Here is a 23058-nt window from a genome sequence, read left to right as displayed (position 1 = left end):
AGACGCCCATGCTTGATATCAAGAACCTGCTGGTGCGCCGTGGTGAAGGCACACAGGCTCATCACGTGCGACTGCCGAACTTGCAGGTCGGCGCCGGGGAAATCCTCGCCATCACCGGCGAGAGTGGCAGTGGCAAAAGCACGCTGCTCGAAGCCATCGGCCTGTTGCTCGCGCCGGTGGAACTCGAGCGCTTTCGGCTGGGCCCGACGCACGCTCAAGATATCGCCCAACTGCTGGCGAATGACGACCAGCCTGCTCTTGCAGCGGTGCGTTCACGGCATTTGGGATTCATTTTGCAGAGCGGCGGCTTACTGCCATTCCTGAACGTGCGGGACAACATCAGCCTGCCGCGCCGATTGCTCGGGATGCCGGCAAAGAGCGATCACATCGACCACGCCGTTGACGTGTTGCGCCTGCAAGGATTGCTGGACAAACAACCTCAGGCCTTGTCGATCGGCGAGCGCCAGCGCGTTGCCTGCGTTCGGGCAATTGCCCATGAACCGCTGCTGCTGTTGGCCGACGAGCCGACCGCCGCGCTCGACCCTCACAGTGCCCGGCGTTTGTTCGAGTTGCTCCTGAGCCTGGTGTCGAACATGGGCCTGAGTGCACTCGTTGTATCCCATGACTGGGCCTTGCTGAAAGATTTCGGCTTACCGCGACTCGGCGCTATCAGCCATCAGGGAGAGACTCTGTTTGAACCGATGGACTGATCGCTTGCGCCTGCTGGGCTCACTGGCGCTGCAAGACCTCTGGCACGACCGCAAGGTTTCGCTGTGCATCGCCGCCTCCCTGGTGGCGGTGATCGCGCCGTTGTTGTTGCTGTTCGGGCTCAAACACGGGGTGGTCAGCCAGTTGCAGGACGAACTGCTGCGCGACCCGCGCAACCTTGAAGTGAAGATGCTCAGCAACGGCAACTACGACACAGCCTGGATCGAGCGTTTGCGCCTGCGCCCCGAGACCGGTTTTGCTCTCGGCCAGACCCGCTCGCTCAATACCCAGGCTGACCTGCTGATCGGCATGCAACGGTTTGTCGAAGGTGCCGAAATCATCGCCACCGAGCCGGGCGACCCACAACTGAACCTGGCGCCACTCAATCCCGTCGGCAATCAAGTGATCCTCAGCGCCAGCGCAGCGCAACGCTTGCAGGCCAAGGCCGGCGACAGCGTGCAAATGCGGGCCTTGCGCCGCCTGGAAGGTGTCAATGAACGTGGCGAGATGACGCTGACGGTACTGGCCGTGCTCGACGGTGCCCGTTTCGGCCGCGCGGCCGGGTTTGTCGCCCCGCCGCTGCTGCTGGATCTGGAGCGCTTTCGCGACGGTTATCAGGTGAGTGCGTTCGGCGTTGTCACCGGCAAGCCTCTGGGCGATCTGCAACCGCTGTACGCCCGCGCCCGCGTGTATGCGCGCGACATCGATCAAGTCGCACCGCTGGAGCGCTGGCTCAACGAACAACACATCGAAACCTCGAGCCGACTGGCCGACATCGACAACGTCAAAGCCATCAACCATGTGCTGGGGCTGATCTTCAGTGTGATCGCCGTGGCGGCGTTGATCGGCTGCGTGGCATCGATGGTCGGCGCGTTCCTGGCCAACATCGACCGTAAACGCAAAAGCCTGGCGGTCCTGCGTCTGCTGGGTTTCAAACGCAGGTCCGTCGGCGGTTTCGTGGTCCTGCAAGCGCTAGCGCTGAGTCTGGCCGGCTACGTTGGCGGGCTGGGGGTTTATGCCGTGGGCAGTCATTTGTTCGACTACTTGCTCGGCAGCAGCCAGGCCACCGGCACCTTCGTTTGCCACATCACTGTTTGGCACGGCGTTGCCGCCCTGCTCCTGACCTTTTTGGTCGCTGCATTGGTGGCCGTGATCGGCGCCCTGCGAGCCATCAACATCCAACCTGCGGAGAGTCTGCGTGAGCTATAAACGTTTTGGCTTGCTGTTGCCCCTGAGCCTGGGCTACGTGCTCGACGCCTCAGCGGCGGGCTGGGAAGAGAAGTATTACAACCCGATGCCCGAGGCTAGCGACGTCGTGCTACCGATGCCCTGCGAAGGCTCGATGGTGTTCCGCAAGGTGTTCATCCCGGTCGCCGGGCCGCTGGATGACTACCCGATCAACATCGGTCAGGACGGTGCGGAATACGGCTACGTCGAACAGACCCGTCCGACCTTTATCGCCGGCAGTTTTACCGGGGCCAAGAACGACAAGTCCCGCTACTACCTGATGGCCAAGTACGAGATGAGTCAACTGCAATACGCCGCGCTGACCGAAGCAACCTGCCCCACCGCCGCCACCAAGATGCGCTTGCCGCAAACGGCGGTGAGCTGGGTGCAAGCCATCGAAGCCGCCGACAAGTACAACCTGTGGCTGCGCAAAAACGCCGCCGGCAAGCTGCCCAAGGAAGACGGCGCGCAAGGTTTCCTGCGCCTGCCGACCGAAGTCGAGTGGGAGTTCGCCGCGCGCGGCGGGCTGGAAGTCGGTGCCGCTGAATTCCGCGACACGCACTACCCGATGCCGGAAGGCATCAACGCCTACGAGTGGTTCGCCGGGGCGCAATCGTCCAACGGCACAGTGCAATTGACCGGACTGCAAAAGCCCAACCCACTGGGCCTGCATGACATGCTCGGTAACGTTGACGAAATGATGTTCGAGCCGTTTCGCCTGAACAAACTCGACCGCCAGCACGGTCAGGCCGGCGGCTACGTCGTCCGTGGCGGCAACTACCTGACCGCGCAGGCCGACCTGCGTACGGCATTGCGTAAGGAAGAGCCGTATTACAACGCCGAAGGCCAGGTGAAAAACAAAACCACCGGCCTGCGCTTGGTCATGGTCTCACCGACCCTCACCTCTCGCGAGCGGGTCGCCAGCATCGAAAGCAGCTGGAAGAAACTCGGCACCGGCAGCAAGGAAACCGAATCCGCCGACAAAGGCACCGTACAATCCCTGAACAACCTCGCCTCGGGCGTCGAAGACAAAGCGCTCAAGGAAAAACTCCAGGCCCTGGAAAACCAGCTGCGCGCCAGCAACCAGCAGCAGGAAGAAACCCGCGACCAGGCGATCCGCGCCAGCCTCAACCTGGGTGCGTTCCTGTGCACCAAGATGCTCGACGACGGCCAGTACGTGGATTTCCTGCAAAAGAACTACAAGCTCAACTGCGAAAGCGCAGACAAAGATGCCAGTTGCGATATGCGTAAAACCAAGCTCGACGAGCAGAAGGATCGCCTGCACAAGCTCAGCCGCTACTATGCCAGCAGCCTGGTGGAATCGGCGACCTTGTACGGCCAGCCACTGCTTGAAACGCAGGTCCCGGTGATGGAAGAAATCATCACCCGCAACAAACAGCTGCAAGACCTAAAACCTTACTTGCGCACCCACTGGGCCAATCAGAAGGCGTTCCTGCAAAAGCAGAAAATCGATACTGAAGCCTGGCTGACCAGCTGCAAAACCGTCTCTCAATAACAACACGTCAACACCGTCACCGAGGAGTTTCACCATGTCGCGCAGCCTTTGGACTCGCTTCAAGCTACAGATCGCTTTCGTTGTCGCCGGCAGCCTGTTGCTGACCGGTTGCGCCAACACCGGTAGCTCCATGCTCGGAGACAACGAGGGGGCCGACCCGCGCCTGACCCAGGGCCAAGATGCAGAGTTCTTCAGCAAGTCCGGCTATCAGGCCTGCGCCATGGGCGCTGGTGTCGGCATCCTCGCTTGCGCACTGTCCAACAGCAACAACAAGGGTGTCTGCGCCATCGCCGCCGGTATTACTGCGTGTGGCGTGGCCATGGGCGCGAACTACTACCTGGATCAGCGTCGCAGCGAATACTCCGACACCACCACCCGCTTGGCTAAAATGAACAGCGACGTCGAACAAGACACGCAGAACGTGATCGCCCGTACCGCGACCGCTCAGCAAGTGATCAAGGATGACCAGGCGCAAATCGCCCAGATCAAAAAGGACATCGCCAACAAGAAAGTCGACAAGGCCCAGGCCCAGGTGCAAATCGCCGAGATCGATTCGAACATCGCACGCCTGCGTAAAGACCTCGGCAACATGCGCATCAAAGTCACCGAGTACACCAAAGTGGCAGACGCCGAGCGTGCACAAGGCGCCACCGGCGCCGAGATCAAGCAGGTGGACATGAACATTATGAAAATGAACCAGAAAGTCGCTGCCCTGCAGAAGGAAGTCGACGGTCTGTACAGCCAACGCTCCGCCATCACCCTGGGCTAAGCACATGACGCTACGACAACTGGCGGTCCTCTCCGCCGTCCTGGTCTTGAGCGGTTGCGCGACCAAGCCGGGCGAGTGCGATGCGACCAATCGCGACAGCAGCATGCTGACCAAGATGAACTGCGACTACTCCGGTGGTTACAGCGATCAGGTCAAGCAGAAGGAACTGGCGCTGAACGAGTCCCGTCAGCAAAACGCAATGTTCCGTCAGGTGTACGAGAACATTCAGGCCCAGCAGCTGAGCACTAAAACCGACCTGGCCAGCCAGCAGAAAGCCCAGGCGGCGCTGAATCAGTCACTGGGAAAATTGCTGACCTCGCTCAAGGCCCGGCATGGCAATGAAAGCCAGGTGCAAAAGCAGATCGCCGGCCTCGAGCAGCAGCTCAAGGCTTCGCAGGCTGCGCCAACGACCAAAGCCACTCCAGCGACGCTGAAGGCCAAGCAGGAAGAGCTGAAGGCGTTGCAGAAGAAGGTCAATCAGCTGCAATTCAGCCTCGGCTACGAAGAGTAACTTTTCACCCCGCAGTGCATCCCGACGGATGCCTGCACTTTTTCAGGAATCGTCGTCATGCAGCGGGTCATCAGGGATGCGCACGCCACATCGGAGGGGATGAGTGCGCTGCAAGCCAAAGTCGCCCTCATCCAGAAACACTTTCCGCCGACCGTCGCCAGTCTGTTTGCCATCCCGCGGATGGGCAGCGGCGACGTGCTGGAGTGGTGGACCGAACTGGGTGGCCAACCCACGCCCTATGCCGACCTCAACGAGGACGCGCAACGACGATTGCTGGAAACCTATGAAGTACGTCAGACGTCCCTTGGACAGCTGGCGGACGAACTGCAAAAACGCGGTCAACCGACGGAAGCCGAAGACCTGCGCAGCCTGCTCGGTACACCGGAGCTGGACAAACTCTACAGCCTCAACGGTGAGCCGTTGGTGGTGCGCTGGAACCAGCGTCCGCCCAAACCGATTGTGCCGCCGGTGCCGCCGGTGGTGCCGGTCGTGCCGCCATCGCGTCGTGGCTGGTGGATCGCGGCGGCTTTGCTCGCGCTGCTGTTGCTGCTTCTGGCGCTGTGGCTCTGGTGGTTCCTGCACCGTGAGCCGGTTGTCGTGGTTCCGCCTGTAGCGCCTGTTGCGCCGGTGGTGACGCCGGTTGAGAAACCGGTTGAGCCTGTCCCCGAGCCTGTCGTGGAACCGGAACCGGAAGCGAAACCCGCTCCGGTACCGGAACCCAAGCCAGTCCCGCCACCAAAACCGGCACCGGAACCCAAGCCGGTTCCACCACCAAAACCGGTAGTGGCTGCCCCGCCACCAGCCCCGACGCTGGACAACTTCGCATGCCGTAAAAATGCGCCGAACGCAGAGATCCCGCAATTCGTGGTGGTGCTCGATACCTCGGGTTCGATGAACTTGAACATCAAGTCAGTGAAAGCCGACGAGGACTGGTACTTCGGTAGTGACCTCAACAAGCTCCTGGACCCGAACCGCACCATGCGGCTCACCGCCAAACCCAGCCGCATGGACGTCGCCAAGGACTCGCTGGCCAGCATGATCAACGGCCTGGACCCGAAGATCGACACACGCCTGATCACCTTCGCCGGCTGTGAAAGAACACCGGACCGAGGTGTGTTCAAGTTCGGCGACCGCCCGCGGCTGATCAACGGGATTCGAGGTCTGGTTCCCGACGACGGCACACCGCTGGCCGACAGCCTGGCCCGCGCAGCGAGTACCGTCGACGGGCGCAATAACGATGCGGTTATCGTGATGTTCGTCGACGGAGAAGACGGTTGCGGTCAGGACGTTTGCGCGGTATCCCGTCGAATCGCCAGGGAACAACCGCGCCTGCGGGTCAACGTGGTGAAAATCGGTGCTGGCGGCCCGTCACGCTGTATCGCTGAAAACACCGGAGGTCGGGTTTACAACAGCACCAACGCGGCTGAGTTGAGTAACCAGTTGAAACAGGCAAGCAAGGAAGTATCCAGCAGTGCCAAGTGCAACTAGCCGGGGATAGATCCTGAGTTGAGGTGACCCCATCGTTCCGACGAAAGCTATTTCAGCGGTGCCTCAACGAAACCGGTCAACCTCTTGGCGCAAGTCCGCCGCCAGCTTCTCCAGCTCTTTGGCAGTGATCGCCAGATTGGACACCACTTCACGCTGCTCACTGTTCGCCAGGGCAATGCTTTGCAGGTTGCTGCTGAGCAAGGTGGCGGTACTGCTTTGTTCTTGAGTGGCGGTGGTGATCGCCGCGAATTGCTGACCGGCCGAGCGGCTTTGCTCATCGATCAGCGCCAGGGCCGAAGCAACGTTGGCGTTGCGCGACAGGCCTTCCTGCATCAACAGGTTGCCCTGCTCCATGGTGCTGATGGCGTTACCGGTTTCCTGCTGAATGCTTTGGATCATGCCGGAAATTTCGTCGGTCGCTTCGCGAGTGCGTGAGGCCAGGTTACGAACTTCATCGGCTACCACGGCAAAACCACGCCCCTGCTCACCGGCACGGGCGGCTTCGATGGCGGCGTTGAGCGCCAGCAGGTTGGTTTGATCGGCAATCGAGGTAATCACACCGACGATGCCACCGATTTCCTGGGAGCGCTGACCCAAGGTATTGATCACTGTCGCCGTGCTGTTCAGCGCACCAGCGATTTGCTCCAGAGACGAGGACGCTTCGTCCATCGACGTACGACCGATCTGGGTTTGCTGTGCGTTTTCCTGGGCCAGACGCTGAGTGCTGCCCATGTTGTCGGCGATGTTCAGGGAAGTGGCGCTGAACTCTTCCACGGCACCGGCCATGCTGGTGATTTCGCCCGACTGCTGCTCCATCCCTTCATAGGCGCCACCGGACAGACCGGACAAGGCCTGGGCGCGGCTGTTAACCTCTTGGGAGGCCTTGCGGATGTGTTCGACCATGGTCGACAAGGCCTGGCTCATCTGGTTGAAGGCGCGGGCCAGTTGACCGATCTCATCGTTGCTCGATACGTTCAACCGCACGCTCAAATCACCGGCGCCCAAGGCTTCGGCCTGACTCACCAGATCACCCAGCGGCGCGAGTTTGCTGCGCAGCAACCAGACCGCCGAACCCACCGCGATCAACATCGCCAGCAGACTGCCAATCGCCAATTGAATGCCGACACTCCAGGTCACGGCACGGATTTCGGTTTTCGGCATGCTCGCCACGACCGACCATGGACCGCCTTCAAACGGTACGGCAATGCTGTAGAAATCTTCGGCCTTGTCGCTCCAGAACTCACCCTTGCCCGGCGTTTTAGCCAGACTAACGATGGCCGGGACGGCTTGATCCAGCGCTTGTACGCCCGCGATCGGCACCAGCCATTTGCTCTGTTCATCCAGCAGCGCCAGGGACCCCGTCTGGCCGATACGGAAGCGCTTGAGGTTGGCGAACTGCGCGTTCTGCGCGTCGGTGTAATCGAATCCTACGAACAGAACAGCAATCACCTTACCGCCGCTATCACGTACGGGGGTGTACTGAGTCATGTAGGAACGTTCGAACAGCAAGGCGCGACCGACGTAGGCCTGCCCCGCCATCAAGCGGGCATAGGCCGGATTCGCGTGATCGAGCAGCGTGCCGATGGCTCGGGTGCCGTCCTGTTTGCTCAGGGACGTGCTGACCCGAATGAAGTCTTCGCCGCTGCGCACAAACACCGTTGCAACGCCGGCGGTCATTTGCTTGAACTCGTCCACTTCCTTGAAATTGTTGTTCAGCACTTCGCTGCCCAGGTGCAGGCCCGGGGTCTGAGCGCCCGCCACGGCCACCGGTTCGTCCGGATGCACGCTCAAACCGGCGCTGAAGCGCTTCTCGAACAGACCGCTCAGGCGCTGGGTGCTTTCACGCAACGTGCCGTGAAAGGTACTCAACTGATCGGCCAGCAACCGGGCTTCACTGGCCAAGTGCTCTTCGCGGGTGGCGAGGTTGGCGGTGTCCAGCGAACGCAGGGCGAACACGGTACTGCCGCTGATGACAATCGCCAGTATCACGGCAAGCGCAAGACCAAGCTGTGAGGCGATCCGGGCACGAGGTTGAGACATGACAGCTCCTGGCCGAGCGACCGGATCCTCTTTGATCTGGCTGCACACTCAGCAAAATTCTAATAATGGGAATTGCATCGAACCTGCACGAGGGTTCCATCTGCATTTTCGGCGGAGAATCTGAATACTTGAGTAGTTAGCCGGGAAATGGCCAAAGGCCGCCATTGCGGCGGCTCTATCGATTCAGCCCAAGTGTTGAACGTCGGGCAATTCCATTGCTCGGGCTTCGCCTTGCAGGAAGTCGCTGAGCCTGCGCAAACGTTCACCTCCGGGGCGGGTTTTCGGCCAGACCAGGTAATATTTCTCACCGCTGGCGACGGCCGTCGGCCACGGCAGACTCAGACGTCCCTGAGCCACATCTTCCGCCACCATCAGCAGATCGCCCATGGACACGCCATAACCCCGGGCGGCGGCGATCATGCCCAGTTCCAGCGTGTCGAACACCTGCCCACCCTTGAGCGACACCTGATCCGCCAGCCCCATGCGTTCCAGCCAACTGCGCCAGTCGCGACGATCCGGTGTCGGGTGCAGCAGTTCGGCATTGGCCAGCCGTGCGACATCCCACGGTTGATCCTGCAGAAGATTCGGCGCGCCGACTGGAATCAGCTCTTCCGGGAACAGGAAACTCGCCTCCCAGTCCGGCGGGAAATTTCCGTTGCTGAGGATGATGGCGCAGTCGAACGGTTCATGGTTGAAGTCCACCGAGTCGACGTCCATCCAGGCGCTGGTCAATTGCACCTCGTTGCCCGGTTGCAGGTGCCGAAAGCGGCTGAGCCGTGCCAGCAGCCAGCGCATGGTCAGGGTCGACGGCGCTTTCATGCGCAGGATGTCATCTTCGGCGCGCAAGGTATTGCAGGCCCGCTCCAGGGCGGTGAAGCCTTCGCGAATGCCGGGCAAGATCAACCGCGCCGATTCGGTCAATTGCAGATTGCGTCCGCTGCGGTGAAACAGCCGACAGGCAAAATGCTCTTCGAGCGTACGAATGTGCCGACTGACCGCACTTTGAGTAATCGATAACTCTTCGGCCGCACGGGTAAACGAGCTATGCCGCGCCGCCGCTTCGAATGCGCGCAGGGCATACAAGGGAGGAAGACGACGGGACATTCGGAAAGCTCCTACAGCGGGATTCGGCCACCCTAGCAGAAACTCTCCAGCATGAGTTTGAATCATGCAACCCATCCTTTTTATCCCTTTGTGCAAACCCCGTAGAGCGCCGAGAATCGACGCTTTCCTGTCCCTCATTAATTATCGAGCGTGATGACCATGCAGCATCCAGCACGTACCGAACTCTGGGCCATCCTGCGGCTGGCGGGGCCGTTGATTGCCTCGCAGTTGGCGCACATGCTGATGGTCCTCACCGACACCTTGATGATGGCGCGCCTGAGTCCAGAGGCGCTGGCCGGTGGCGGTCTGGGCGCAGCAACTTACTCATTCGTGTCGATCTTCTGCATTGGCGTGATCGCCGCGGTTGGCACCCTCGTGGCCATCCGTCAGGGTGCCGGCGACATCGTCGGCGCCACCAGGCTGACCCAGGCCGGGTTATGGCTGGCGTGGCTGATGGCGTTGGTGGCCGGGCTGCTGCTGTGGAACCTCAAGCCGATGTTGCTGCTGTTCGGCCAGACCGAAACCAACGTCCACGCGGCCGGGCAGTTCCTGATGATCCTGCCGTTCGCCCTGCCCGGCTACCTGAGCTTCATGGCCCTGCGCGGCTTCACCAGCGCCATCGGCCGGGCAACACCGGTGATGGTCATCAGCCTCGGCGGCACTGTGGCCAACTTCCTGCTCAATTACGCGTTGATTACCGGCATGTTCGGTCTGCCGAAACTGGGGTTGATGGGCATCGGGCTGGTTACCGCTATTGTTGCCAACTGCATGGCGCTTGCGCTGGCCTGGCACATCCGTCGGCATCCGGCCTACGACGCTTATCCCTTGCGCCAAGGCCTGTCGCGGCCTAACCGTCAGTATCTGAAGGAACTGTGGCGCCTGGGCCTGCCGATTGGCGGCACCTACGCGGTGGAAGTCGGACTGTTTGCGTTCGCCGCGCTATGCATGGGCACCATGGGCAGTACGCAACTGGGCGCACACCAGATCGCCCTGCAGATTGTTTCGGTGGCGTTCATGATTCCGGCGGGGCTTTCGTATGCGATCACCATGCGCATCGGCCAGCATTACGGTGCCGGGCAGCTGCTGACTGCACGGCTGGCCGGACGGGTAGGCATCGCTTTTGGCGCGGCGGCGATGCTTGGCTTCGCAATGGTCTTCTGGTTGCTGCCGAATCAGTTGATCGGTTTGTTCCTGGACCACAACGACCCGGCGTTTCGCGACGTCATCAACCTGGCCGTGAGCCTGTTGGCGGTCGCCGCGTGGTTCGAGCTGTTCGACGGCACGCAAACCATCGCCATGGGCTGCATTCGCGGACTCAAGGATGCCAAGACCACGTTCCTGGTAGGTTTGGGCTGCTATTGGCTGATTGGCGCGCCGGCTGCCTGGTGGATGGCCTTCCATTTGAATTGGGGGCCGACGGGTGTCTGGTGGGGGTTGGCGCTGGGGCTGGCGTGCGCGGCAGTGAGTCTGACGCTGGCGTTTGAGTGGAAGATGAAGCGGATGATCAAGCGCGAACCGGCGCCGGAGCAAGGCTTCCGGGTCGCCCAGACTGACTGAGAACCCTGTGGGAGCGAGCTTGCTCGCGATTGCGGTCTGTCAGTAAATAACTATGTTGACTGACACTCCGCTATCGCGAGCAAGCTCGCTCCCACATTTGGTATGTGGTTAATTCACCACTTCCATCATCGGCTGCTGGCTGGAACCAAAGGTCAGGTATTCCACCAGCTCCGCCAACGGCAACGGCTTGCTGATCAAATATCCCTGCACCTGATCGCAACCAAACCCGCGCAACAGATCCAGTTGCTCCGGCGTCTCTACGCCTTCGGCGACCACTTCAAGGTTGAGGTTGTGCGCCAGATTGATCATTGCGTGGACCAGTTTGCGATTCTCTTCCCGCTCCTCCATGCCACCGACAAAGCTCTTGTCGACCTTCAACAAGGCAATCGGCAGGCTGTTGAGGTGCACGAACGACGAAAACCCGGTGCCGAAGTCATCCAGCGAGAAGCGCACGCCCAAGCGCCCAAGGGCGTCCATGGTCTGCTTCACCAGATCGCTGCGGCGCATCACCGCGGTTTCAGTGAGTTCGAATTCCAGCCATTGCGCCTCGACGCCACGCTCGGCAATCAGACGGCTCAGAGTCGACAACAATTGGCTGTCCTGAAACTGCCGGAACGACAGGTTGATCGCCATGTGCAACGCCGGCAAACCCCGTTCGCGCAACGCCTGCATGTCGCGCAAGGCACGGGAAATCACCCAGTAACCCAGCGGCACGATCAAGCCGCTTTGCTCGGCCAGCGGCACGAACTCGCTGGGTGGCAGCAAGCCGCGCTCGCCATGACGCCAGCGCACCAAGGCTTCGAGGCCGACGATCTGCCCGTCCTCAAGGTTCAGGCGGGGCTGGTAATGCAGTTCCAGTTCATCACGGCGCAACGCCCGGCGCAGCTCGCTTTCGAGGTCGGCCATACTGCGGGCATTGCGGTTGATGCGTTCGTTGAAGATGTGAAAGGTACAGCCCTGCGTACTTTTGGCTTGTTGCATGGCGATGTGTGCGTGCCACATCAGCGGGTCGGCGCCGGCCTGGGCCCGGGCGTGGGCAATACCAAGGCTGGAACCGATCAACAGGCTTTCGCCGTCGACCCAGTAAGGCTCGGCTAGCGCTTCGGTAATGCGCTCGGCCATCCATTCGGCGCGCTGAGGCGCGCGGCGGGTGTCGATCAGCAGGGCGAACTCATCACTGCCCAGTCGCGCCAGTTGATCGCCAGCCTCAAGCTGGCTTTTCAGCCGCGCGACCACTTGCAGGATCAACCGGTCACCGGCCTGGTGGCCGAGGGCATCGTTGGCGTGACGGAAGTTGTCGAGGTCGAGGTGGCCGAGGGCCAGGCCGCGGCCGTCGTTTTCCGCCAGGCGTGCCGCCAGCAAGGTCTGGAAACCCTGGCGATTGGCGATGCCGGTCAGCGGGTCTTGCTCGGCCAGGCGCTGCAGGGTGTTTTCCAGCACGCCCCGCTCGCGCACATGCCGCAGGCACCGAGGCAACATGCCGGGATCGAGGTGATCGCGTACCAGCCAGTCGCTCACACCATCGGGCGGAGACAGCGGCTCATGTTCGAGCAGCAATACCGTCGGCAGGCTGCAACGACCAGGTAAAGGTTGAAGCGCTGGAATCGTCAATAACACCGCGTTGCGGTTGTCATCGAACAGACTGCTGACTGACTCCCAGCTCGGCGCGCTGATCAGCACGGTCGAGCTCCCCATCGGAGCCAGACACTCACGCAACAACGCTGCCCACGCTGGCTCTTCGGCCAGTAGCAGCAAACGCAAGGGTTCGACAGGCGTAGACAAGCTAGCTCCCTAGACTCTGCAAAGATGTAGGCGGCGGGCATTATGCAGCGCCGGCAACCAATGACCAACTGACCTCGGTTATCAAACGCGGCTTTGTATCCGAAATTACGAACATTAGACGAAACTCACCGCGCATCCTGCGTGAAAGTATCAAAACCGGCAAATATAGATAGCGTGTTGCATCACAAGTCGGAGAGAGCAGCACAATTCGCTGAGCCTGTTAAAATGCCGGCCCATTTCACAAACGACTCCCTGATTTCGTATGTCCCGACTCAATCCCCGGCAGCAAGAAGCCGTGAGCTACGTCGGCGGCCCTCTTTTGGTGCTCGCCGGCGCAGGCTCCGGCAAGACCAGCGTGATCACGCGCAAGATCGCCCACTTGATCCAGAATTGCGGCATTCGCGCCCAGTACATCGTTGCCATGACCTTTACCAACAAGGCCGCGCGGGAGATGAAGGAACGGGTCGGCACCTTGCTCAAGGGCGGCGAAGGCCGCGGCCTGACCGTCTGCACCTTCCACAATCTGGGCCTGAACATCATCCGCAAGGAACACGTGCGGCTGGGCTACAAGCCGGGCTTCTCGATCTTCGACGAGACCGATGTCAAAGCCCTGATGACCGACATCATGCAGAAGGAATACTCGGGCGACGACGGCGTCGACGAGATCAAGAACATGATCGGGTCGTGGAAAAACGACCTGATCCTGCCGCCCGAAGCCCTGGAAAACGCGCGCAACCCCAAGGAACAGACCGCCGCCATCGTCTACACCCACTATCAGCGCACGCTCAAGGCGTTCAACGCGGTGGACTTCGACGACCTGATCCTGCTGCCGGTGAAGCTGTTCCAGGAACACGCCGACATCCTCGAAAAATGGCAGAACAAAGTCCGCTACCTGCTGGTGGACGAATACCAGGACACCAACGCCAGCCAGTATTTGCTGGTGAAGCTGCTGATCGGCACGCGCAACCAGTTCACCGTGGTGGGCGATGACGACCAGTCGATCTATGCCTGGCGCGGCGCGCGGCCGGAAAACCTGATGCTGCTCAAGGATGATTACCCGTCCCTGAAAGTGGTGATGCTGGAGCAAAACTATCGCTCCACCAGCCGCATCCTGCGATGCGCCAACGTGCTGATCTCGAACAACCCGCACGAATTCGAAAAGCAACTGTGGAGCGAGATGGGCCACGGCGACGAGATCCGCGTGATCCGTTGCCGCAACGAAGACGCCGAAGCCGAGCGCGTGGCCGTCGAGTTGCTGACCCTGCACTTGCGCACGGACCGTCCATACAGCGATTTCGCGATCCTGTACCGCGGTAACTACCAGGCCAAGCTGATCGAGCTGAAGCTGCAACACCACCAGATTCCGTATCGCCTGTCCGGCGGCAACAGCTTTTTCGGACGTCAGGAAGTGAAAGACCTGATGGCCTACTTCCGCCTGATCGTGAACCCGGACGACGACAACGCCTTTCTGCGGGTGATCAACGTCCCACGCCGGGAGATCGGTTCGACCACGCTGGAAAAGCTCGGCAACTACGCCACCGAACGCAAAATCTCGATGTACGCTGCCACCGACGAAATCGGTCTGGGTGAGCATCTGGATACGCGCTTCACCGATCGCCTGTCGCGCTTCAAGCGCTTCATGGACAAGGTCCGCGAGCAGTGCGCCGGCGAAGACCCGATCTCGGCGCTGCGCAGCATGGTCATGGACATCGACTATGAGAACTGGCTGCGCACCAACAGCTCCAGCGACAAGGCCGCCGATTACCGCATGGGTAACGTCTGGTTCTTGATCGAGGCGTTGAAAAACACCCTGGAGAAAGACGAAGAAGGCGAGATGACCGTCGAAGACGCCATCGGCAAACTCGTTTTGCGCGACATGCTCGAACGCCAGCAGGAAGAGGAAGACGGCGCCGAAGGTGTGCAAATGATGACCCTGCACGCCTCCAAGGGCCTGGAATTTCCTTACGTGTTCATCATGGGCATGGAAGAGGAAATCCTCCCGCACCGTTCCAGCATCGAAGCCGACACCATCGAAGAAGAGCGCCGGCTGGCCTACGTCGGAATTACCCGAGCGCGTCAGACCCTGGCCTTCACCTTCGCCGCCAAGCGTAAGCAATACGGCGAGATCATCGATTGCGCACCGAGCCGCTTCCTCGATGAACTGCCGCCGGACGACCTGGCCTGGGAAGGCAACGACGACACGCCCGTTGAAGTCAAAGCTGTTCGCGGTAATACGGCATTGGCGGATATACGCGCGATGTTAAAGCGCTAGAATCGACTACTTTTTAACCAGCCTTAGGCGCACAAGCCGCCCGTAGAGGAAAGCTTCATGGAAGCACTGCACAAGAAAATTCGCGAAGAAGGCATCGTGCTTTCCGACCAGGTCCTGAAAGTCGACGCCTTTCTGAACCACCAGATCGACCCGGCCCTGATGAAGCTGATCGGCGATGAATTCGCCACGCTGTTCAAGGATTCGGGCATCACCAAGATCGTCACCATCGAAGCCTCGGGCATTGCGCCGGCGATCATGACCGGACTGAACCTCGGCGTGCCGGTGATTTTTGCGCGCAAGCATCAATCCCTGACCCTGACCGAAAACCTGCTGTCGGCGACGGTTTACTCGTTCACCAAGCAGACCGAAAGCACCGTGGCGATCTCCCCGCGCCACCTGACCAGCAGCGACCGCGTGCTGATCATCGACGACTTTCTGGCCAACGGTAAGGCGTCGCAAGCGCTGATCTCGATCATCAAACAGGCCGGCGCTACCGTCGCGGGTTTGGGTATCGTGATCGAGAAGTCGTTCCAGGGCGGCCGTGCGGAACTGGATGCTCAGGGTTATCGCGTTGAATCGCTGGCTCGCGTGCAGTCGCTGGCTGGCGGCGTTGTGACCTTCATCGAATAAAAGCCACACCGCAAAACAATGTGGGAGCGAGCTTGCTCGCGATGAGGCCATCACATTCAACATCTCTGTTGGCTGATGTGCCGCTATCGCGAGCAAGCTCGCTCCCACAGTTGATTGGTGTTGGTCGTTACAAAGCGGTGGCTTTGAGGCCGGTGAGCAACAACCGCTGAAACAAATCCTCTTTCAACCCTTCCGGGTTGGTCAACTGCATCCGCTCCAGATGCTCAGGAAACGCCGAAGCCTCTGGCGCATCCAGCGCAGCCTTGCCCAGCTCCAGAATCTCCGTGAGCTTGAGCTTGCTCTTCAGCCAGTTCAGCGCCCGCAATAGATCCCTCTCCACCTCAGTGAAATCACACCCCAGCGGATACTCCGGAAACAAATTCGGATGGAGCGCCTGAATCGCCTGCAAGCGCTCCGGGCTGTTGTCGGCGAAACGCGGATCGATGCGGAAACCCTTCGGCAACTTGCCAACGTTCTGCGCCAGTTCGATCAACCCCGGCTGGAAACGTGAGTCACTGATATTCAACAACGCCTCGATCACCGCCGCATCGGTCTTGCCCCGCAGATCGGCGATGCCGTACTCGGTAACCACAATGTCTCGCAGGTGTCGCGGGATCGTGCAATGGCCGTACTCCCAGACGATGTTCGAACTGACCTCACCGCCCGACTCACGCCAGCTGCGCAACAGCAGCACCGACCGCGCGCCCTCCAGCGCATGCCCCTGGGCGACGAAGTTGTACTGCCCGCCGACACCGCTGAGCACCCGCCCGTCTTCGAGCTGATCGGCCACGCCGGCACCCAGCAAGGTCATGGTAAACACGGTGTTGATGAAACGCGCATCCAGGCGCTGCAAGCGTTTGAGTTCTTCCTGACCGTAGAGCTCGTTGATGTAGCTGATGCGGGTCATGTTGAATTCGAGCCGCTTGCTGTGCGGCAGCTCGCGCAGGCGCTCATAGAAACTGCGCGGCCCAAGGAAGAAACCGCCATGCACCGAGATGCCATCGGTTTGTGCGGCCTCGTCGAGGGTGCCGGCATTGGCCTGTTGCTGGGTCGGCACGTCCGGGTAGACCTTGCGCCGCACGATCCCGGCGTCGGCCAGCACCAGCAAGCCGTTGACGAACATTTCGCTGCAACCGTAAAGGCCTTTGGCGAAAGGTTCGACGCCGCCTTCGCGGTCGATGAGTTGCGCCCACTGGCTGAGATTCACGTCCGCCAGCAACGCCTTGTAACCGTCATTGTCGGCCTGCCGTGCCAGCAGCGCAGCGATCAGGGCATCACCTATGGCACCGATGCCGATCTGCAGGGTGCCGCCGTCGCGCACCAGCGTGCTGACGTGCAGCCCAATGAAGTGATCCTGGAAACCCACCGGCATGTTCGGCGTGGAGAACAGCGTGGTGCTGTCCTTCTCGTCGATCAGTAGGTCGAAAGCGTCCATGCCGACTTCCGCGTCCCCCGGCATGTAGGGCAAATCATTGTGCACCTGGCCCACCAGCAGGATCGTCTCCCCCGCCGCCCGACGCTTGGCGATCATGGGGAACAGGTCGAGGGTGATATCCGGGTTGCAGCTCAGGCTCAGGCGGTCGGGATGTTCGCTGTGGCTCGCCACCAATTGCGCCACCAGGTTCAATCCGGCCGCGTTGATGTCCCGCGCGGCGTGGCTGTAATTGCTGCTGATGTAATCCTGCTGGGCCTGTGCGCTGTGGAGCAGGCTGCCGGGCTGCATGAAGAATTGCTGAACATGGATGTTGGGCGGCAGGCTGTCGCGATGCAGCTCGGCCAGGAAATCCAGTTCCGGATAATCGCCAAAAACCCGCTCGATGAAGGGTTCGAGAAAGCGTTTTTGCAAGCCGTCGCCCAACGCAGGACGACCGAGACAAAGGGCGGTGTAGATCGTCAGCTGCCGCTCGGGCAACCGCGCGACACGTTGAAACAGCGCATTGACGAAATGGTTGGGTTTGCCCAGACCAAGGGGCAGGCCCATGTGGATATGCGCCGGCAACCGTGCCAAGACATCATCGACCGCTTGCTCGATAGAACACAGCTGCACCATCTGATCCTCCCTTACATTCCGTGAACTGGGGTTGGACCGAGCTTGCCGGGTCTTTGCTTCAATGAACAGTCTCAGGCGTAAATCGCAGGCACAAAAAAGCCGCTCGAAAGCGGCTTTTTGCTGAAGATGAAGGCTTATTTCAGGCCGGACATCTTCTGGATGGCGCCTTTGAGATCGGCGTCGGTGCAATCTGCACAAGTGCCTTTAGGCGGCATCGAGTTGATACCGGTAATGGCTTTGGCCAGGATGCCATCGAGGCCGCCCTGGTGATCGGCACGTTCTTTCCACGCTGCGGTGTCACCGATTTTCGGCGCGCCCAACAGGCCAGTGCCGTGGCAAGCGTTGCAATGTTTTGCAATCACTGAGTCAGGGGTCTTGGCATCACCGCCACCCGCCGAAGCAGCAACTTCCATCCCCTTGCACTCTTTACCGGTCACACAGACCTGGCCGACGGGCTCAAGGCGTTTTGCAATATCGTCGTTCGTCGCTGCTTGTGCGCTGACTGCCCATAGGGCCAATACGGTTGCTGGTACGGCCAGCATTTTCATAATTAGATTCACGCGTTCACCCTCAATGGTGGCTAGTCACGCCTACGGCCACGGTTCGCAGGCGGGCGCAAGTATAACGGTAACCCCGTCACACTGAAACAACCCCAAAGTCGAAGGGGTTTTGTTGCGCAATGGAAAAACGGTCCGGGCGCCTCAGCCATGCCGGCAGGACGCCTCTTCTCTTAGAAATTCGCGGGCGTGGCTGCGCTGATTAGTCGCGCTGGCGCATCGAACGGATTACGGAAACGGTGTGGTTTAGTACTTTCAAAGTAGTAGCTATCGCCCGCTTCGAGCACAAAAGTTTCAAGCCCCACCACCAGTTCAAGTCGACCTTCGAGCAAAATCCCGGTTTCCTCGCCCTCATGGGTGAGCATCTCGTCACCGGTGTCGGCGCCAGGCGGGTAGATTTCATTGAGGAAGGCGATAGCCCGGCTCGGGTGCGCCCGACCGACCAGTTTCATGGTCACTGCGCCATCGGAAATATCGATCAGCTCGTTGGCTTTGTAGACGATCTGCGTCGGTTTTTCCTGCAGGATTTCTTCGGAAAAGAACTCGACCATGGACATGGGAATCCCGCCCAGTACTTTCCTCAGCGAACTGATCGAGGGACTGACGCTGTTCTTCTCGATCATCGAAATCGTGCTGTTGGTGACACCCGCGCGTTTGGCGAGTTCACGCTGGGAAAGTCCTTTGAGCTTACGGATGGATTGCAGTCGTTCACCGACGTCCAATGCTGGAGCCTCCAGGGATTCAGGTTGTTGGAATATTGAGCGATATCATGGCGACAGCGTTCAGTATTTACAACACTTGGACCTGAATCCTGTTCGGTGAAGCGACTTTCGGTCGGCGTGCTTTGACCTAAGCCCCGGAATAGAGCATTGGCACCCGGCGCAAGTTGCAGAAGATCTGATAAGGAATCGTGCCCGCGGCCGCGGCCACGTCACTGGCGAGAATGTTTTTGCCCCACAACTCGACGGTCGAACCGAGGCCGGCTTGCGGCACATCGGTCAGGTCGATGCAGAGCATGTCCATCGACACCCGGCCAATCAACTGGCTGCGCTGCCCGGCAACCATCACGGGCGTACCGGTCGGCGCCTGACGGGGGTAGCCATCGGCGTAACCCATGGCCACCACGCCCACGCGCATCGGTTTCTGGGTGATGAAATTGGCGCCATAACCGATCGGCTCGCCGGCCGGTAGTTCACGCACGCAAATCACTTTCGATTCGAGGGTCATCACCGGTTGCAGGCGGGATGCCACGGCGTTGGCTTCTTCAAACGGCGTGGCACCATAAAGCATGATGCCCGGGCGAACCCAATCACTCGGAATCTGCGGCCAACCGAGCACTGCCGGCGAATTGCGCAGGCTGACCTCGGCCGACAAGCCCTGGCGCGCCGCTTCGAACACCGCAACCTGTTCGACACTGGCCTGACTGTGCAGCTCATCGGCCCGGGCGAAGTGGCTCATCAGTACAACCTTCGCCACCTTGCCGCTGGCCAGCAGCCGTTGATAGCCCGCCTGATAATCCTTTGGATGCAAGCCCACCCGATGCATGCCCGAATCCAGTTTGAGCCAGACCGTGATCGGCTTGCTCAATGCAGCCTTCTCGATCGCTTCGAGTTGCCACAGCGAATGCACCACGCACCAGAAGTCATGCTCGACGATTAGCGCCAACTCATCGGCCTCGAAAAAACCTTCCAGCAACAACACCGGCGCACGAATGCCCGCGGCTCGCAGCTCCAACGCTTCTTCAATGCAGGCCACGGCAAACCCGTCCGCCTCGTCTTCCAGCGCCTGGGCGCAACGCACCGCGCCATGGCCGTAGGCATCGGCCTTGATCACCGCGAGGGCCTTGGCCCCCGTGACTTCACGGGCGATTTGGTAGTTGTGACGCAGGGCTTGAAGGTCGATCAGGGCACGGGCTGGACGCATGGCGGCAGACTTCTAGGCGGTCATGGGAAGAAAAACCGGCGCTGGCTGACGGCGTGAACCGCCAGTAGCACCGGGAGAGGGATCTTTCTGACGGGCTTATGGCAGAGCGGCGACAACCGACAGCTCAACCAGGATTTCCGGTTCGCACAACTTCGACTCAACGGTGGCACGGGCCGGTGCGACGCCTTTTGGCAGCCACTTGTCCCAGACCGCGTTCATTCCTTCAAAGTGTGCATCAATGTCTTTCAAGTAAATTGTCACCGACAGCAAACGGCTTTTGTCGGTCCCGGCCAGATCCAGCAAACGCTCGATGTTGGCAAGCGTTTCACGGGTCTGCTGTTCAATCCCGGCGTTCATATCGTCGCCGACCTGCCCTGCCAGATACACGGTACCGCTGTGAACTACGATCTGGCTCATGCGCTCATTGGTGAGCTGGCGCTGGATTGACATGTTTTGCAGACTCCTGAAGTTTTTTTCCATAACGGGAAATATCGAGGCCTTCGGCGCTGATTTGCGGCGTTTTCTTCGCCATCAGATCAGCCAGCAAGCGACCGGAACCGCACGCCATGGTCCAACCGAGCGTACCGTGACCGGTGTTCAAAAACAGATTGCTGAACGGGGTTGCGCCAACAATCGGCGTGCCGTCCGGCGTAGTCGGACGCAGACCGGTCCAGAAACTCGCCTGGGCCAGATCGCCGCCCTGAGGATAGAGGTCGTTGACGATCATCTCCAGGGTTTCGCGCCGACGCGGGTTCAGCGACAGGTCAAAACCGGCTATTTCAGCCATGCCGCCGACGCGGATGCGGTTGTCGAAACGGGTGATCGCGACCTTGTAGGTCTCGTCGAGGATAGTCGAGGTCGGGGCCATCGCCGGGTTAGTAATCGGCACGGTCAAGGAATAACCCTTGAGCGGATACACCGGCGCCTTGATGCCCAGCGGCTTGAGCAGTTGCGGTGAATAGCTGCCCAGGGCCAACACGTAACGGTCAGCGGTTTCCAGCTTGCCGTCGATCCATACGCCGTTGATGCGATCACCGGCATAGTCGAGGCGCTGAATGTCCTGGTCGAAGCGGAATTCCACACCCAGCTTGGTAGCCATTTCGACCAGGCGGGTGGTGAACATCTGGCAATCGCCGGTCTGGTCGTTCGGCAGGCGCAGGGCACCGGCGAGGATGTCGGTGACGCTGGCCAGCGCCGGCTCAACGCGGGCAATGCCGGCGCGGTCGAGCAGTTCGAACGGCACGCCGGACTCTTTCAGCACGGCGATGTCTTTCCAGGCGCCATCGAGTTGAGCCTGGGTGCGGAACAGTTGGGTAGTCCCGAGGCTACGGCCTTCGTAGGCGATGCCGGTTTCGGCGCGCAATTCGTCGAGGCAGTCACGGCTGTACTCGGACAGTCGGACCATGCGCTCCTTGTTCACCGCATAACGGCTGGCGGTGCAGTTACGCAGCATTTGCGCCATCCACAGGTATTGGTCGATGTCGGCGGTGGCCTTGATCGCCAGCGGTGCGTGGCGCTGCAACAGCCACTTGATGGCCTTGAGCGGCACGCCCGGCGCGGCCCACGGCGAGGCATAACCCGGCGACACCTGCCCGGCGTTGGCGAAGCTGGTCTCCATGGCAGCGGCCGGCTGACGGTCCACGACCACCACTTCAAACCCGGCACGCGCCAGATAGTAAGCACTGGTGGTACCGATGACGCCGCTACCCAAGACCATAACGCGCATTTTCATATCCCTCATCGCGGCTTGCCGCTGACGTTCGTAGTTGTCGAGCATTGATGTGCGCAGTGTAAAAAAGATTAGGCAGTGCTTTTCACTATATAAGTGCCTATATTTGGCGAGAATTCTCGGCAAAAACGCTTTTCACGGAGGCGCATCCCCTATGCGTACCAACACTCAGACCAAACGTGAGCTGGACAAGATCGACCGCAACATCCTGCGGATCCTGCAAGCGGACGGACGCATTTCCTTCACTGAGCTGGGGGAAAAGGTCGGGCTCTCGACCACGCCGTGTACCGAGCGGGTCCGGCGGCTGGAGCGCGAAGGGATCATCATGGGCTACAACGCCCGGCTCAACCCGCAGCACCTCAAGGGTAGTCTTCTGGTGTTCGTCGAGATCAGCCTCGACTACAAATCCGGCGATACTTTCGAAGAGTTCCGACGCGCGGTCCTGAAACTCCCCCACGTGCTGGAGTGCCATTTGGTGTCAGGGGATTTCGACTATCTGGTGAAGGCGCGGATTTCCGAGATGGCCTCGTACCGCAAACTGCTGGGCGACATCCTGCTCAAGCTGCCGCATGTGCGCGAATCCAAGAGCTACATCGTGATGGAAGAGGTGAAAGAGAGCTTGAACCTGCCAATTCCCGACTGAGAGTTTTGCGGTGCCTGTTCGGGCCCCATCGTCGGAACGCCGCCCGGAGCAAGCTCGCTCCCACAAGGTCAACGCTGTACCTGTGGGAGCGAGCTTGCTCGCGATGGCAGGCGACTCGGTCTCCGCTTAGACGAGGACTTGCCGGGTGCTGGCCATGTACTCATGAATCTGCTTCTCGACCCGCGGATGAATCAGCTCCACCGGCCCCCGCCCATTCGGGCACGGCAAGGTCTTCGTAGTGCCAAACAGTCGACAGATCAGCGGCCGCTCGTCATACACGGTGCAGCCGTTGGGTCCGAGGTGAACGCAATTGAGTTCGTCCATCGCAGCGTCCTGCTCGGCCCGGGTCTTGCGCGGCAGGCGGGACATTTCTTCCGGCGAGGTGGTTACCGGCCCACAGCAGTCATGGCAGCCGGGCACGCACTCGAACGAGGGGATCTGCTGTCGTAGCGTGCGAATTTTCTGACTGTTGCAGCTCATCGAAGCGGTGACCAAAAGCGGAATAGAGCGGGATTCTGACGTAAAAGCCCTGATCCAGACAGCACCAACCGA

General features: G+C 60.3%; 20 protein-coding genes. 10 read left to right on the top strand and 10 right to left on the bottom strand.

Going from position 1 to position 23058, the window contains the following annotated elements:
* The first annotated feature begins 8 nt into the window (after positions 1–8).
* Genes MO767_RS04245 through MO767_RS04220 form a run of 6 tightly spaced genes read left to right on the top strand, consistent with a single transcriptional unit; the run spans position 9 to position 6219 of the window.
* Positions 9–710 carry an ABC transporter ATP-binding protein gene (locus MO767_RS04245; protein WP_282479519.1) on the top strand — a complete coding sequence of 234 codons (702 nt, stop codon included), beginning with the start codon at positions 9–11 and terminating at the stop codon, positions 708–710.
* Positions 694–1917, top strand: a complete 1224-nt coding sequence (locus MO767_RS04240; RefSeq protein WP_282479518.1) for an FtsX-like permease family protein — start codon at positions 694–696, stop codon at positions 1915–1917. Before MO767_RS04245 ends, MO767_RS04240 begins: the two co-directional genes overlap by 17 nt.
* The gene (locus MO767_RS04235; RefSeq protein ID WP_282479517.1) at positions 1907–3451 is read left to right on the top strand and encodes an SUMF1/EgtB/PvdO family nonheme iron enzyme; all 1545 of its coding nucleotides are present in this window, start codon (positions 1907–1909) and stop codon (positions 3449–3451) included. Before MO767_RS04240 ends, MO767_RS04235 begins: the two co-directional genes overlap by 11 nt.
* A gap of 34 nt (positions 3452–3485) precedes the next feature.
* Entirely contained in the window at positions 3486–4220 is a 735-nt protein-coding gene (locus MO767_RS04230) for a hypothetical protein (RefSeq protein ID WP_282479516.1), read from the top strand.
* Positions 4221–4224: 4 nt separating this feature from the next.
* On the top strand, positions 4225–4731 hold the full coding sequence (locus tag MO767_RS04225) for a hypothetical protein (RefSeq protein WP_282479515.1): 507 nt from the start codon (positions 4225–4227) through the stop codon (positions 4729–4731).
* A 57-nt stretch (positions 4732–4788) separates the two neighbouring features.
* On the top strand, positions 4789–6219 hold the full coding sequence (locus MO767_RS04220; protein ID WP_282479514.1) for a VWA domain-containing protein: 1431 nt from the start codon (positions 4789–4791) through the stop codon (positions 6217–6219).
* Between the two features lie 63 nt (positions 6220–6282).
* On the opposite strand, the gene MO767_RS04215 is transcribed toward MO767_RS04220, so the two are convergent.
* Together MO767_RS04215 and MO767_RS04210 are read right to left on the bottom strand one after the other, a co-directional pair.
* Entirely contained in the window at positions 6283–8259 is a 1977-nt protein-coding gene (locus tag MO767_RS04215) for a methyl-accepting chemotaxis protein (protein WP_282479513.1), read from the bottom strand.
* 183 nt (positions 8260–8442) lie between these two features.
* Positions 8443–9363 (bottom strand): LysR substrate-binding domain-containing protein, encoded by a 921-nt coding sequence (locus MO767_RS04210; RefSeq protein WP_149630691.1) that lies wholly within the window; start codon positions 9361–9363, stop codon positions 8443–8445.
* A gap of 159 nt (positions 9364–9522) precedes the next feature.
* Between MO767_RS04210 and MO767_RS04205 the strand changes: the two genes are divergently transcribed.
* Positions 9523–10920 (top strand): NorM family multidrug efflux MATE transporter, encoded by a 1398-nt coding sequence (locus tag MO767_RS04205; RefSeq protein ID WP_282479512.1) that lies wholly within the window; start codon positions 9523–9525, stop codon positions 10918–10920.
* Between the two features lie 108 nt (positions 10921–11028).
* Here MO767_RS04205 and MO767_RS04200 read toward each other — a convergent pair whose 3' ends face one another.
* Entirely contained in the window at positions 11029–12702 is a 1674-nt protein-coding gene (locus tag MO767_RS04200; protein WP_282479511.1) for a bifunctional diguanylate cyclase/phosphodiesterase, read from the bottom strand.
* A 262-nt stretch (positions 12703–12964) separates the two neighbouring features.
* On the opposite strand from MO767_RS04200, the gene rep reads away from it, so the two are divergent.
* Both rep and MO767_RS04190 read left to right on the top strand, forming a co-directional pair.
* A complete protein-coding gene (gene rep / locus MO767_RS04195; protein WP_123367140.1) occupies positions 12965–14974 on the top strand; it encodes a DNA helicase Rep in 2010 nt (669 codons plus the stop codon).
* Between the two features lie 57 nt (positions 14975–15031).
* Complete coding sequence (locus tag MO767_RS04190) at positions 15032–15604, top strand: xanthine phosphoribosyltransferase (protein ID WP_020799401.1); 573 nt, start codon at positions 15032–15034, stop codon at positions 15602–15604.
* 127 nt (positions 15605–15731) lie between these two features.
* Here the strand turns inward: MO767_RS04190 and MO767_RS04185 are convergent, their stop codons facing one another.
* The 6 genes from MO767_RS04185 to dadA all read right to left on the bottom strand — a co-directional run bounded on the left by MO767_RS04185 (position 15732) and on the right by dadA (position 21860).
* Positions 15732–17654, bottom strand: a complete 1923-nt coding sequence (locus MO767_RS04185) for an acetyl-CoA hydrolase/transferase C-terminal domain-containing protein (protein WP_282479510.1) — start codon at positions 17652–17654, stop codon at positions 15732–15734.
* Between the two features lie 134 nt (positions 17655–17788).
* Complete coding sequence (locus MO767_RS04180; RefSeq protein ID WP_282479619.1) at positions 17789–18202, bottom strand: c-type cytochrome; 414 nt, start codon at positions 18200–18202, stop codon at positions 17789–17791.
* A 182-nt stretch (positions 18203–18384) separates the two neighbouring features.
* Positions 18385–18933, bottom strand: a complete 549-nt coding sequence (locus tag MO767_RS04175) for a cupin domain-containing protein (protein ID WP_008150195.1) — start codon at positions 18931–18933, stop codon at positions 18385–18387.
* A 127-nt stretch (positions 18934–19060) separates the two neighbouring features.
* Positions 19061–20134 (bottom strand): alanine racemase, encoded by a 1074-nt coding sequence (gene alr / locus MO767_RS04170; protein WP_282479509.1) that lies wholly within the window; start codon positions 20132–20134, stop codon positions 19061–19063.
* Between the two features lie 96 nt (positions 20135–20230).
* Entirely contained in the window at positions 20231–20584 is a 354-nt protein-coding gene (locus MO767_RS04165) for a RidA family protein (protein ID WP_008150191.1), read from the bottom strand.
* Positions 20556–21860: a D-amino acid dehydrogenase gene (dadA, locus tag MO767_RS04160; protein WP_074880408.1), complete on the bottom strand. Its 1305-nt coding sequence runs from the start codon at positions 21858–21860 to the stop codon at positions 20556–20558. Before dadA ends, MO767_RS04165 begins: the two co-directional genes overlap by 29 nt.
* A gap of 157 nt (positions 21861–22017) precedes the next feature.
* Here dadA and MO767_RS04155 point away from each other — a divergent pair, with 157 nt between their 5' ends.
* Positions 22018–22506 carry an Lrp/AsnC ligand binding domain-containing protein gene (locus MO767_RS04155; protein ID WP_003206849.1) on the top strand — a complete coding sequence of 163 codons (489 nt, stop codon included), beginning with the start codon at positions 22018–22020 and terminating at the stop codon, positions 22504–22506.
* A 126-nt stretch (positions 22507–22632) separates the two neighbouring features.
* Here the strand turns inward: MO767_RS04155 and MO767_RS04150 are convergent, their stop codons facing one another.
* Positions 22633–22986: a YkgJ family cysteine cluster protein gene (locus MO767_RS04150; RefSeq protein WP_007947437.1), complete on the bottom strand. Its 354-nt coding sequence runs from the start codon at positions 22984–22986 to the stop codon at positions 22633–22635.
* Between the last annotated feature and the right edge of the window lie 72 nt (positions 22987–23058).

This window comes from Pseudomonas sp. UYIF39 (assembly GCF_029963765.1).
Lineage (GTDB): Bacteria > Pseudomonadota > Gammaproteobacteria > Pseudomonadales > Pseudomonadaceae > Aquipseudomonas.
This window is presented reverse-complemented; position numbering and strand designations above follow the sequence as displayed.